General features: G+C 40.3%; 12 protein-coding genes and 4 tRNA genes. 8 read left to right on the top strand and 8 right to left on the bottom strand.

Annotated elements, in window-relative coordinates; genetic code table 11:
- The first annotated feature begins 146 nt into the window (after window positions 1-146).
- Both tsaD and N518_RS0105335 read left to right on the top strand, forming a co-directional pair.
- Window positions 147-1,163: a tRNA (adenosine(37)-N6)-threonylcarbamoyltransferase complex transferase subunit TsaD gene (gene tsaD, locus N518_RS0105340; RefSeq protein ID WP_026444037.1), complete on the top strand. Its 1,017-nt coding sequence runs from the start codon at window positions 147-149 to the stop codon at window positions 1,161-1,163.
- Between the two features lie 63 nt (window positions 1,164-1,226).
- The gene (locus N518_RS0105335; RefSeq protein WP_026444036.1) at window positions 1,227-2,048 is read left to right on the top strand and encodes an OXA-23 family carbapenem-hydrolyzing class D beta-lactamase OXA-816; all 822 of its coding nucleotides are present in this window, start codon (window positions 1,227-1,229) and stop codon (window positions 2,046-2,048) included.
- Window positions 2,049-2,152: 104 nt separating this feature from the next.
- Here N518_RS0105335 and N518_RS0105330 read toward each other — a convergent pair whose 3' ends face one another.
- Window positions 2,153-3,025 carry an ATP-binding protein gene (locus N518_RS0105330; RefSeq protein ID WP_005014884.1) on the bottom strand — a complete coding sequence of 291 codons (873 nt, stop codon included), beginning with the start codon at window positions 3,023-3,025 and terminating at the stop codon, window positions 2,153-2,155.
- 173 nt (window positions 3,026-3,198) lie between these two features.
- Here N518_RS0105330 and N518_RS0105325 point away from each other — a divergent pair, with 173 nt between their 5' ends.
- From N518_RS0105325 to N518_RS0105300, 6 genes are all read left to right on the top strand, one after another.
- On the top strand, window positions 3,199-4,707 hold the full coding sequence (locus tag N518_RS0105325; RefSeq protein WP_005025427.1) for a DUF3336 domain-containing protein: 1,509 nt from the start codon (window positions 3,199-3,201) through the stop codon (window positions 4,705-4,707).
- Window positions 4,700-5,494, top strand: a complete 795-nt coding sequence (locus tag N518_RS0105320) for a protein kinase domain-containing protein (protein WP_010700197.1) — start codon at window positions 4,700-4,702, stop codon at window positions 5,492-5,494. The genes N518_RS0105325 and N518_RS0105320 overlap by 8 nt, the downstream gene beginning before the upstream one ends.
- 117 nt (window positions 5,495-5,611) lie before the next feature.
- Window positions 5,612-5,696 (top strand) — tRNA-Leu (locus N518_RS0105315).
- 62 nt (window positions 5,697-5,758) lie between these two features.
- A tRNA-Trp gene (locus tag N518_RS0105310) sits at window positions 5,759-5,832 on the top strand.
- Window positions 5,833-5,861: 29 nt separating this feature from the next.
- Window positions 5,862-5,946, top strand: a tRNA-Leu gene (locus N518_RS0105305).
- A gap of 15 nt (window positions 5,947-5,961) precedes the next feature.
- Window positions 5,962-6,046 (top strand) — tRNA-Leu (locus N518_RS0105300).
- 143 nt (window positions 6,047-6,189) lie between these two features.
- On the opposite strand, the gene N518_RS0105295 is transcribed toward N518_RS0105300, so the two are convergent.
- The 7 genes from N518_RS0105295 to prmA form a co-directional block, all read right to left on the bottom strand.
- On the bottom strand, window positions 6,190-6,393 hold the full coding sequence (locus tag N518_RS0105295) for a hypothetical protein (protein ID WP_005014876.1): 204 nt from the start codon (window positions 6,391-6,393) through the stop codon (window positions 6,190-6,192).
- Window positions 6,394-6,740: 347 nt separating this feature from the next.
- The gene (gene gloB / locus N518_RS0105290; RefSeq protein WP_026444035.1) at window positions 6,741-7,472 is read right to left on the bottom strand and encodes a hydroxyacylglutathione hydrolase; all 732 of its coding nucleotides are present in this window, start codon (window positions 7,470-7,472) and stop codon (window positions 6,741-6,743) included.
- Window positions 7,473-7,597: 125 nt separating this feature from the next.
- Window positions 7,598-8,881 (bottom strand): phosphoribosylamine--glycine ligase, encoded by a 1,284-nt coding sequence (purD, locus tag N518_RS0105285; RefSeq protein WP_005025432.1) that lies wholly within the window; start codon window positions 8,879-8,881, stop codon window positions 7,598-7,600.
- Window positions 8,882-9,026: 145 nt separating this feature from the next.
- Complete coding sequence (gene purH / locus N518_RS0105280) at window positions 9,027-10,601, bottom strand: bifunctional phosphoribosylaminoimidazolecarboxamide formyltransferase/IMP cyclohydrolase (RefSeq protein ID WP_005405101.1); 1,575 nt, start codon at window positions 10,599-10,601, stop codon at window positions 9,027-9,029.
- Window positions 10,602-10,670: 69 nt separating this feature from the next.
- Window positions 10,671-10,940 (bottom strand): DNA-binding transcriptional regulator Fis, encoded by a 270-nt coding sequence (gene fis, locus N518_RS0105275; protein ID WP_005014868.1) that lies wholly within the window; start codon window positions 10,938-10,940, stop codon window positions 10,671-10,673.
- Window positions 10,941-11,300: 360 nt separating this feature from the next.
- Window positions 11,301-12,170: a DUF3426 domain-containing protein gene (locus N518_RS0105270; protein WP_005014863.1), complete on the bottom strand. Its 870-nt coding sequence runs from the start codon at window positions 12,168-12,170 to the stop codon at window positions 11,301-11,303.
- A gap of 16 nt (window positions 12,171-12,186) precedes the next feature.
- Window positions 12,187-13,089: a 50S ribosomal protein L11 methyltransferase gene (gene prmA, locus N518_RS0105265; protein WP_005014855.1), complete on the bottom strand. Its 903-nt coding sequence runs from the start codon at window positions 13,087-13,089 to the stop codon at window positions 12,187-12,189.
- Window positions 13,090-13,116: the final 27 nt, after the last annotated feature.

The raw sequence follows: 13,116 nt of genomic DNA, 5'->3' as shown, positions 1-13,116 counted from the left end.
AAGAATCCTCTAAGTTTATGGATAAGTACACAGGCAGGATTGCCCGCATACACAAGTGAAGGCCATTATTTTACTCATTTACTTCTCATACCACAAGTCTATAATAGTTTCTGCATTATTTTTTCGCATTGGATAAAGGCAGTTTAATGATTGTTTTAGGCTTGGAAACTTCTTGTGATGAAACCGGATTGGCTCTTTATGACAGCGAGCAGGGTTTGCGTGGGCAAGTACTTTATAGCCAGATCAAGCTGCATGCAGAGTATGGTGGAGTAGTGCCGGAGCTGGCTTCACGGGATCATGTACGCAAGCTGATTCCGCTTTTAGATGAGCTGCTGATACAAAGCGGTGTTAAAAAGACTGAAATTGATGCAGTTGCCTATACCCGTGGGCCAGGTTTAATGGGCGCGCTAATGACCGGAGCACTTTTCGGACGTACTCTGGCATTTGCCTTGAACAAACCGGCAATTGGGGTTCATCATATGGAAGGCCATATGCTGGCGCCTTTACTTTCAGATACTCCACCTGAATTCCCATTTGTCGCGCTTCTGGTTTCAGGTGGGCATTCCCAGTTAATGGCAGCTTATGGTATCGGACAATATAAATTGCTGGGTGAGTCTATTGATGATGCCGCCGGTGAGGCTTTTGATAAAGTCGCGAAAATGATGAATCTGCCGTATCCGGGAGGACCAAATATTGCCAGACTTGCCCAGCAGGGTAATCCGACTGCATTTGATTTTCCACGTCCGATGTTACACCAAGGTCTGACCTTTTCATTTAGTGGCTTAAAAACTGCTGTTTCGGTCCAGCTTAAAAAAGTTGAAGGCCAAAATCGTGAAGCCGATATTGCTGCCAGTTTTCAAGAAGCTATTGTCGATACTTTAGTAAAAAAATCAGTCAAGGCATTAAAACAGACCGGGTTAAACCGTTTGGTAATAGCAGGTGGTGTAAGTGCAAACCAGCGTTTACGTGAACAGCTGGAAAGCAGCTTAAACAGAATTAAAGCTTCAGTTTATTATGCTGAGCCTGCACTCTGTACAGATAACGGTGCCATGATTGCATTTGCTGGTTATCAGCGTCTGAAAGCAGGACAACAGGATGGCTTATCTGTAACCACTACACCGCGCTGGCCAATGACAGAGCTGACTCGTCCGACAGAAATATAATCTGGTTTAATTAAGGAAGAGGCTTTTGCCTCTTTTTTATTTTCTATTGATCTGGTGTTTAAAATGAATAAATATTTTACTTGCTATGTGGTTGCTTCTCTTTTTCTTTCTGGTTGTACGGTTCAGCATAATTTAATAAATGAAACCCAGAGTCAGATTGTTCAAGGACATAATCAGGTGATTCATCAATACTTTGATGAAAAAAACACCTCAGGTGTGCTGGTTATTCAAACAGATAAAAAAATTAATCTGTATGGTAATGCTCTAAGCCGTGCAAATACAGAATATGTGCCAGCCTCTACATTTAAAATGTTGAATGCCCTGATCGGATTGGAGAACCAGAAAACGGATATTAATGAAATATTTAAATGGAAGGGCGAGAAAAGGTCATTTATCGCTTGGGAAAAAGACATGACACTAGGAGAAGCCATGAAGCTTTCCGCAGTCCCAGTCTATCAAGAACTTGCAAGACGTATTGGTCTTGATCTCATGCAAAAAGAAGTAGAACGTATTGATTTCGGTAATACTGAAATTGGACAGCAGGTTGATAATTTCTGGTTGGTAGGGCCATTAAAGGTTACGCCTATTCAAGAGGTAGAGTTTGTTTCTCAATTGGCGCATACACAGCTTCCATTTAGTGAAAAAGTGCAGGCTAATGTAAAAAATATGCTTCTTTTAGAAGAGAGTAATGGCTACAAAATTTTTGGAAAGACTGGTTGGGCAATGGATATAAAACCACAAGTGGGCTGGTTGACCGGCTGGGTTGAGCAGCCAGATGGAAAAATTGTCGCTTTTGCATTAAATATGGAAATGCGGTCAGAAATGCCGGCATCTATACGTAATGAATTATTGATGAAATCATTAAAACAGCTGAATATTATTTAAGAGCTTGACAGAAACTCTAATTTTATAAAAAGCCCACTTGAGATAAATGGGCCTTTTATAATCTGTCTAAAAATGAAACCTGTTAATTTTTCTGGCTTAAGATTTTACAGTGCTTTTAGTTGTTGTGATCCAATCCAGTGTTTAGAGAACTGATAGGCGGCACGTCCTGACCGTTGACCACGTGCCTGACACCAGCGTAGGGCTTCAGCATGGGCTTCGTCATTCATTGGCATATCTGTTTTAGCAAGATAGTGTTCTACAATGGTTAAATACAGGTTTTGATCCATTGGATAGAATGAAAGCCACATTCCAAAACGATCCGAGAGTGAAATTTTTTCCTCAATGGCTTCTTGTGGATGCAACTCGGTATATTGCGGTACATCTACACGAGTCACTGGCGTGTTCTCATGCATAAATTCTGGTAACAGATGTCGACGGTTGCTGGTTGCATAAATAATAAAATTACTTGAACCTGACTGTAATGAGCCATCAAGTACACTTTTTAAGCTGCGATAGTTTTCATCTTCAGCATTAAAGGCCAGATCATCGCAGTAGACAATGAACTTTTCCGGACGCTTCTGGATGAGCTTCTGGATTTCAGGAAGATCGGACAGATCATCACGTTCAATTTCAATTAAACGTAATCCTTGATCTTTATACTCGGTTAAAAGGGCACGGACAATTGAAGATTTTCCTGTGCCGCGTGAACCAGTAAGGAGAACATCATTGGCTGGCAGATTCTGCAAAAATTGTCGTGTATTTTGAATAATTTTTTCTTTTTGTCTTTCGATTCCTTTCAGGTCATCTAAATAGATTTGTTTCGGTTCGAAAATGGGTTTAAGTTGTTTATCCTGCCATTTATAAGCCGGAGCAGAGAAGTCTGTCTGCTGTTTAAGCTCAGGTAAAAATTGCTGGACCTGCTGTAATACGGTAGAGAGAGTTTGAAGTATATTCTCTGGTAGAGTGAGGTTTGTCATAATTTTTCAGGTGTTATCGAAATAGCTAAATAGTAGCACTAGCAATACCGTAAATAGTACTACAATATCAAAAAGGCCAATGAATTATAGTTTTTTGCAATTGATTAGTGGCGAAAAAGATCAGATATTCTCAATAAAAACTTTGAGCACAAATATCAAAGGATAGGCACATAATGTTAAAAGAATTAACTCAAACTATTAATCCGCATCAGGCATATCGGGTTAAGAAATTAAAACATCAGCTGGAAGGGGCCGAATCCTATGAAGAGTGGAAATCTGTTGCATTAAAACTTGATGAAGAAACCGGTGCTCAAGAATGGAAACTCGACAATAGCTCTCCTTATTTTGATGCAGAGATTATTTCACATCGTTTGAACCTGCTTAAAAAATATCGCCTGCAGCAGCGTACTTTAGACCTAGTCGCTATTTTACGTGAAGGCTTAAGTTATGATATTGCGAACATTGGCCATCCAATGTTGTTTACCGCAACGTATATTGGTACTAAAAAAATAATTGAAGATTACATTGAGGAAATGAGCGCAAGCTTGGCTTATATTGCCTCTAATGAATGTCATAGCTTTAGCCTGAAAGAAAAAATAGACTTTTTTGAAAACTGCCAGATTGCTTATGGACAGCCCGTACTCATGTTTTCAGGCGGCGCTACTTTAGGGTTATTTCATACAGGGGTCTGTAAAACCCTGATTGAACAAGATTTGATGCCCAAAGTGCTGTCAGGTTCGAGTGCAGGCGCCATTATGACTGCCATGCTAGGGGTTTCTTCGCCTAATGAACTGGAAAGTATTATGAGTGGAGAGAGTTTTTTTACCGAAGCTTTCCATTTTCGTAAACTGACTGATGTACTCAAAGGTAATGGCGGTCTGGCCGATGTGCGCTATCTCAAGCAGTTTCTGATGGAAAATCTTGGAGACCTGACTTTTGCTGAAGCCTATGAAAAATCCGGACTACACATTAACGTTGCTGTGGCGCCATATGATGCAACACAAAATGCCCGGATTATGAATGCCTATACTGCACCTAATTTGCTGGTCTGGAGCGCTGTATTGGCTTCCTGTGCGGTTCCAGTTCTGTTCCCACCGGTACGCCTGACCAGCAAACGCTATGATGGTCAATATACCCAGTATATGGGCAATACTAAATGGGTAGATGGCAGTGTACGCAGTGATTTCCCACAAGAAAAAATGGCCCGCCTGTATAACCTGAATTATAGTATCGCCAGTCAGGTGAATCCGCATGTTGTGCCATTTATGCAAAGTGATGAAAACCGCTATCGTAAAGATGTTCTGAGCTGGCCCGAACGGATTGTACGGCGTCAAGGTAAAGTGATCGCTATGGGAATGATGGATTTTACTCGTGAACGCTTAGGTGCAATCCAGCCTGTACGCCGTTTGCTTGATCACGGCTATGGCATTATTGGACAACGTTATTATGGCGATGTAAATATTATCGCCAAATATAATTTACGTCATTATAGCTATATGCTGAAGAATCCGCGACCACATCTGTTTAAGCTATTACAGCGTGAAGGAGAGCAGGCAACCTGGCCTAAAATCTCCATGATTGAAATTCATGCCCGTATCGGAAAAACAATTCAGCATTGTCTGGAGCTTCTACATTATCAAGAAACTCAGCAAGAGAAAAGTCAAGATCATGCAGATGCCTGATCTTGAGAATTCATTTGAAAACCTGATTCTGCGAAATAGCCTGTCAAGCCAGAGGTTTGGCCGCCGTCTGTATCATTTGAGCCAAAATGGAACACCCTATTGGCTTAAGTTTCAACTGCCCAAAGTGCAGCTCGAATATGAAAAAGGATTTTTACATGAATTGCAAATTTATCGAAGGCTGGGAAAATTAGAGCCAAGTATTCTTCTGCCTGCACGTATCATTGAGTTAAATCAGATAGCGGAATTTAGCCACTTAAAAGGGGAGGGATTAATTCTGCCTCACGGTGATTACTGGTTGGGTCAGCCTGCACAGCAACTATCTTTTGAACAAGTACAGCAGAAAATTTTTGCAATGATAGGCTGTTTGCAAATTTTACATCAAACTGGCTGGGTTCATGGTGACTTAAAGCCACAGCATTTTTTATATTGCCATAATCAGCTCACTTTAATTGATTTTGAGCAGAGTCAGTCGGTTACACAAGTTCATAAGGTCACCGCATTGAATGCTACACCACGCTATATGGCGCCAGAGCTGTTTCATGGAGAAATAAAAACGGTTAGAACTGATTTATATGCACTTGGAGTTATTTTATATGAGTGGTTAACTGGCCAACGTCTAAGTGCCAGAAATTATCAGGATTGGGCAGTGCTACACTGTCAGACGTTAAAAATAAGATTACCAGACGCATTTATGCCATTTTTTCCGCTATTAAATGGCTTGCTAAGCAAATATAAAGATCAGCGTTTTCAACAGGTAAATGAAGCGCTCTATCATTTGAAATATTAGAAATGTTTCAAAAATAAACATAAGTTTTTGATTTGTTTTTTATTTAAGCAAACGCTAGGTTTTTTCATAAAAAAGGCTTGTCATGATTCTGTCTTCTCTATAATATACACAGCCATCGGGGGCGTGGCGAAATTGGTAGACGCACTGGATTTAGGTTCCAGCGCCGCGAGGTGTAAGAGTTCGAGTCTCTTCGCCCCCACCATTTTAAAGAGAATTATTTTCTTTAAAATTTATTTAGGTGAAAATCCTGAATACGCTTCAAATAGAGGATTGGTGTAATGGTAGCATGACGGTCTCCAAAACCGTTCGTCAAGGTTCGAATCCTTGATCCTCTGCCAATTATCTTTTGAGATAATTTTATATCATCGGGGGCGTGGCGAAATTGGTAGACGCACTGGATTTAGGTTCCAGCGCCGCGAGGTGTAAGAGTTCGAGTCTCTTCGCCCCCACCAATGATGATAGATAACGGGGATGTGGCGAAATTGGTAGACGCACTAGCTTCAGGTGCTAGCGCCGCGAGGTGTAGGAGTTCGAGTCTCCTCATCCCCACCAGATTCAAAAAGACCAGTATATTTAATACTGGTCTTTTTCTTATGGGAGAAATTATTGAAAACTTGAAAAAGTACCAGCTATTTAAAATTATATAAGCTGGCCTTTTAAATATTAATGCAAAAAATATAAATAAAATGATTCACTTAAGCTTTTAGATGATCTTCGAATTCTTCCCCAAGTTGCACAGCCAGAGAATTACCTGAAAGTTCACAAGTGACTAAGCCATATTGTTTTTTAAAACTGAATGTAAACCCACGGCCATCGGCCAGACTTTTAACTGAGTATCCCAATTTTTCTAACCAAATTTTGAAAGCTATTAAATTTTTTGCTTTGACAACTCTTTTCATCAGAGATCTCCTGCTTGACATATAAGTAAATTAATAAGGCTATTTCTTTATAATTTAAAGGGCAGATATATATCTTTTGGTGAGATAATATTATTTTAATTAATATAGAGTTAAAAAAATAATTAAATTTCACAGAAAATATTTTATTTAACTTATTGAATAGATTAATTTTAAATTAAATAGGCCTGTAGAAAAAGCTTTAATCAGGTAATTGTAAAAAATAATGTCTAATTTAAGAAAAATTAATTATCTAGCCTATTAAAAGCTATGTATAAATCAACCTCAAGACAGCTTGATGAAAGGCTTATCCTTAGCAAGGATAAACCCAGTTCAAAATTATGAACCACTTAGAAATTATCTTTTAGTATGCGAATACGCGAAAACTCTTCTTCGCTCTCCGCCCTTAAAAAAGGATTGGTTTCAAGTTCCAGTGCAATCGTAGTTGGAAGCGTGCACTGATGGGAGTCACGCATTTTTCTCACCTGCTCCACACGGCTATGTAGTGCCAGATTATCTGGTTCAACTGTCAGCGCAAATTCAGCATTGGAGAGTGTATATTCATGGGTACAATATACTTGTGTCCTTGGAGGTAAAGCGGCTAACCGGTTAAGTGAGTGATACATCTGTGCATATGTCCCTTCAAATACTCGCCCACACCCCATGGCAAATAAAGTATCACCACAAAATAAAATGTCTAGCTCATCAATAAAATAAACAATATGGCCCAAGGTGTGTCCCGGTACAGCTAAAATATCTACTTTTAAATGGTTAAATTTAAAGTGATTCTCATGCTGTAAGGGATGAGAAATAAAGGGAATATGGCTAAGTTCTTCTCGTGGCCCATAGACTGGAATATTCCGCTCAGTAATCAGTTCAGGCACACCACCAATGTGATCCTTGTGCCAATGAGTGAGCCAAATCTGTGATAATATGAGGTTATGGGTTTGACAGAAGTCTTGTACGAGTTGAGCCTCAGTAGGATCAATTACAACTGCTTCCTTAGTTGAACTATCTTCAAGTATCCAGATATAATTCTGAAGCTGGTTTTTAACATCAATGCAATGCACTTTATATGTCATGTTTTTCCTAAACACTCAGATCTTTTTATTAGTATAACCAATCTCCAGAAAGAATTATGTGCTTATATTTTTCGACCAGAAAGAAAAAAGCCCGCCATTAGCGAGCTTAATTTATTGATAAAAAATTAGCTCTGTTCGCGTGCAATTGCACGATACCCAATATCTTTACGGTATTGAACGCCATCAAACGTTACTTTTTCACAAAACTCTAATGCTTTCGCTTGCGCTTCACCAATAGTATTGCCAAGGGCAGTCACACAGAGTACACGACCACCCGCCGTCACAATCTCGCCATTTTCATTGGCTTTGGTTCCTGCATGGAATACTTTGGCATCCGTCATTTCAGTGTTTAGACCAGAAATCACATCACCACTGCTTGAGGTCTCTGGGTAGCCTTTAGACGCTAAAACGATACCAACCGTTTTACGCTCATCCCATTCAGCTTCTGAAGGCAAATTACCTTCAATACCTGCTTGAACTAAATCTACCAAAGATGATTTTAAACGCATCATAATTGGTTGCGTTTCAGGGTCGCCAAAACGACAGTTAAACTCGATTACTTTCGGTTGACCTTGTTCATCAATCATTAAGCCTGCATATAAGAAACCTGTATAAACATGACCGTCTTTTTTCATACCTTCAACGGTAGGACGCATCACTTCATTCATAGTTTTTTCAAATACGTCAGCAGTCACCACAGGCGCAGGAGAGTAAGCACCCATACCACCAGTGTTAGGACCTTGGTCTCCTTCAAAAATGCGTTTGTGATCCTGTGAAGTGGCCATTGGCAAGATGTTGTCACCATCGATCATACAAATGAAAGATGCTTCTTCACCCGAAAGGAATTCTTCGATCACAACACGAGAACCCGCATCACCAAATTTGTTACCAGCAAGCATGTCGTCAATCGCAGCAAATGCTTCTTCATTGGTCATCGCAACGATTACGCCTTTACCTGCAGCAAGGCCGTCAGCCTTGATCACAATTGGCGCGCCATTTTTCTCAACAAATGCTTTGGCAGCATCTACTTCAGTGAACACGTCATAGAAAGCAGTAGGGATGTTGTGGCGTTTAAGGAAGTGTTTTGCGAATGCTTTAGAGCCTTCTAGTTGTGCTGCAAATTTCGTTGGACCCCAAATTTTGATACCTGCAGCGCGGCAAGCATCGACTACGCCGTTTACAAGTGGTGCTTCAGGACCGACAACAATCAATTCAACCGCATTGTTTTTGGCAAAATCAATAATGGTAGGGTTGTCGAGAATGTCTAAAGCGACATTTTCACATTTATTTTCAGTTGCAGTACCTGCATTACCTGGCGCTACAAAAACTTTTGCAACTTGATCATCTTGTGCGATTTTCCACGCCAATGCATGTTCACGGCCGCCACTACCCAAAACTAAAATGTTCATCTTTAGAAAATTCCCTCGAAAATGAAATTCCACAAACCCAATGAGGTTCAAAATTATTTAATATCTTATAGCAAGATATTAAATAATCTACTGATGTAGCAAACCCTCCTTGTGAAAAGAAGGGTCTGGAATTTATACTTAAAAATTAGTGGCGGAAATGACGCATGCCAGTAAAGACCATGGCAATTCCATGTTCATCCGCAGCAGCAATCGTTTCTTCATCACGCATTGAACCGCCTGGCTGAATAATGCATTTGATACCTGCTTTGGCAGCATTGTCGATACCATCGCGGAACGGGAAAAATGCATCTGATGCCATGACTGCACCTTCAACTATAAGTCCTGCATGTTCCGCTTTGATTGCAGCAATACGAGCTGAGTTAACACGGCTCATTTGACCTGCGCCCACACCAATCGTTTGGCGGTTTTTAGCATACACAATCGCGTTAGATTTTACGTATTTCGCCACTTTCCAGGCAAAAATCAGATCATCGATTTCCTGTTCAGTTGGTGCACGTTTCGTCACAACTTTAAGATCATCTTTAGTGATCATGCCCAAGTCTTGATCTTGAACCAGCAAACCGCCATTTACACGTTTATAGTCAAGCTGTGGAGCACGTTCATCAATCGCAGGAAGCTCGCCACAAACCAGTACACGTACATTTTTCTTCGCACCAGTGACTTCAAGCACGCCTTCAGCAATACTTGGTGCAATGATCACTTCAACGAATTGACGGTCAACAATCGCCTGTGCAGTTTCGACGTCTAATTGACGGTTGAATGCAATGATGCCACCGAATGCAGATTCTGGATCCGTTGCGTATGCAAGGTCATACGCTGCTTTGATACCGTCTAGAGAAACTGCAACGCCACATGGATTCGCGTGTTTTACAATCACGCAAGCAGGTTTGGCAAATGATTTCACACATTCAAGTGCTGCATCAGTATCAGCAATATTATTATAAGATAATTCTTTACCTTGTAATTGTTTTGCAGTGGCAACAGAAGCTTCGGTTGCTGCTGGATCTATATAGAATGCAGCAGATTGATGCGGGTTTTCACCGTAACGTAAATCTTGAGCTTTATTTAACTGAGTATTGAACGTACGTGGGAATTTATCTGCTTGGCCTTCTTCTTTACCGACACGAGCGCCTAAGTAAGATGCAATCATACCGTCGTATTGTGCAGTATGTTCAAATGCTTTCACTGCCAGGTCAAAACGGGTTGCATAAGATAGGGACCCTTCAGCTTTAAGCTCAGCAATCACAGTTGCATAATCAGAAGCATTTACTACAATACCTACAGAGGCATGATTTTTTGCCGCAGCACGAACCATGGTAGGGCCACCGATGTCGATGTTCTCAATTGCATCTGCCAGTGAACAGTCAGGTTTTGCAACAGTAGCAGCAAATGGGTACAGGTTAACAACGACCAGATCAATCGGAGCAATATTGTGTTCTTGCATAACAGCTTCGTCTAGACCACGACGTGCAAGAATACCCCCATGAATTTTTGGATGCAGGGTTTTAACACGGCCATCCATCATTTCTGGAAAACCGGTATGCTCTGATACTTCAACCACAGCAATATTATTGTCTTTAAGTAGTTTGTAAGTACCACCAGTTGAAAGGATCTCCACTCCTAATGCAACAAGGTTTTGAGCAAAATCTACGATGCCCGTCTTATCAGAAACAGAGATTAAAGCGCGTTTAATAGTCATGATTTTTAAGTCTACAGATTAAAACAAATAGGCATAAAAAATGCCCACGAAGCGTGAGCATTTTATCATTTATTCACTCATCAAACCGTGAGCTTTCAACTTTTTACGTAAAGTACCACGGTTCAGTCCAAGAATCTCGGCGGCCCGTGTCTGGTTACCGCGAGTATATTCTAGAACTACAGATAAAAGAGGTTTCTCCATTTCTGCCAGCACCATGTCATATACCTGAGATGGTTGCTCACCTTGCAAAGACGCAAAGTAATGGCGAACCGCGCGATCTACATGGATGCGAAGTGCAACATCAGATTGTGCAGTAAAAATAGGAGATTTGCTATTCATGCGAGTTAATCCGAAAATCAAATATCACTTGGGTAAAGCGATAAATATGGTCTAGAAAAATGAAGCTCCGTCTTAGATCCTAAAAACGGAGCTCTAAAACTGGAAACAACTAGCTTGCCACAACTTCTCAAAATTGAGCAAAAAATAAGCGTAACAATAGTTGAAGTTTTGTTACAGTTACTTTTCAAAACAAAAAATCGGCTCCATGCGCTAAATTTATATAAAGCACATATTGCTTAACTGTATTTGTTGTGGATAAAAGCGAGAAGTATGTAAGGCTAAGCTTTCGTGGCGCGTATGATAACATTGTCTAAGAAAAAGTGAGCAAATTAACTGCAATTTTTTTTAATTTTTTTACAATTATGGACGGATTATTTCTAAATGGTAGTCATCAAAGTCTTTGCAGTCCACTGGAACCGTAAATTTGAACTTAAATGGACTATGCGTTGGTATACGGCGAACTTTATATAAATCATTCGTGAGATACTGTTCAGGGAGTATTACTGTATTAAGAATCTCTGCATTATGCTTATTAAGGCTAAGCTTGATACTTGGTATTTGAAGACTATTTTCATATTCATTCACTATTACACCAGAAAAAACTGTTTGTCCTTTACCGGCACGATTAACTTTAACTTTATCAATTTTAACCTGAGAATAATAATCTTCCAGTTTTTCACAAGTCAGTACGGTACACACCTGTTTAAATAACAGGTTAAAGAAGGGACTATCATTGATTATTTTAGGGTTAAACCAGAGTACCTGTAATATAAGCACCATAGCCAACAATACATTGATACTACCCCAGAGCAGATAATAAAATCTTGTACTTCTAGGGTGGGGAGCTTCTTTAAGTGCATTGCCCCCTGAAAGATGCAGGGCTGGAAGTGATAACGTGCTTTCATTATGAAAATAATTCAGATTGTTCAGATAAGTCAGCAGGTCAATATTTGAGTTCTCAATCTTGCGTTCAAAAATATCAAGAATATTTGCACTGGGCTCTGAACCAATTTTTTTACGTTCTCCAATATGGGTAGGTAAAGTACTTTTCTTTATTGCAGAGCCCCGTGTTTCAGAGGAAACAGCAGGCTGAACCAGATGAGTTAGCGCATTAAAATTGATAGAACATTTAGGACAACAGACCATACCCTGAGCAATTGTAAGCTGGGTTAATGTTACCTTATAGATAGTAGTACACTTGGGGCAGCGGGTCTGTTTGTCACTCATCATTAAGTGCTCTCTATTATTAGTACTGCTGACGTTTTCCTGAAATACGGCACCAGTTTTCTTCACGTTTCTCTACGTCCAGAATATCGAAGTATTCTGAATAAACGCCAGATACATCATTTACCTGTTCTTCAATCACGCCTGCCAGTGCAAACTCACCTTCGGACTTGATCAATGTTGAGAACTCAGAAGCTAATGCCATAAGAGGACCGGCAAGAATGTTTGCAACAAGTACATCGGCTTGCTGACCTTTAAAAACAGTATTAAATTCCTCGGGTAATCCCACATATAATCGTTCTAGTACGCCATTTAGCTCGGCATTCTGCTGGGTAGCCAGTACAGCTTGTGGATCAATATCAGTAGCGTAAACCTGTTTCGCCCCTAACAGTAAGGCAGCGACACCTAAAATTCCGGAGCCACAGCCATAGTCGATCACAACTTTATCTTTAAGATCTGTCTTACCGAGCCATTGCAGACACAAGAAAGTACTTGCATGATTCCCTGTACCAAAAGCCAAGCCTGGATCAAGCTTAATATTGACTGCACCGGTTTCTGGCGGCTCTAACCATTCAGGCACGATCCAGAATTTTTCACCAATCTGAATGGGCTCATAATAATCCATCCATGAGCGTTCCCAGACTTGGTCTTCAAGCTCTTCACTGCAAATAGATGCTTCAGGTAACTGGGCATGAATAAAGGCTTCAAGCTTTTCTGTATCAATCGGATCATTTTCATCATCCTGATAGATACCTGTGACAATAACTTTATTCCATAGCGGGGTTTCGCCTGGAAGCGGCTCAAGCAGGTCTTGGTTTTCTGCATCATCTAAGGTCACGCTGACTGCCCCTAATGACATCAGCAATGTTTCAGTCAAATCAACCTGGTCTTGATTAACAGTAATATGAATTTGTAACCACTTCACAAGAAATAACCCAATCTATGTTTATTA

Origin of the sequence: Acinetobacter sp. UNC436CL71CviS28 (assembly GCF_000620525.1) — a bacterium.
Classification (GTDB): domain Bacteria; phylum Pseudomonadota; class Gammaproteobacteria; order Pseudomonadales; family Moraxellaceae; genus Acinetobacter; species Acinetobacter radioresistens.
This window is presented reverse-complemented; position numbering and strand designations above follow the sequence as displayed.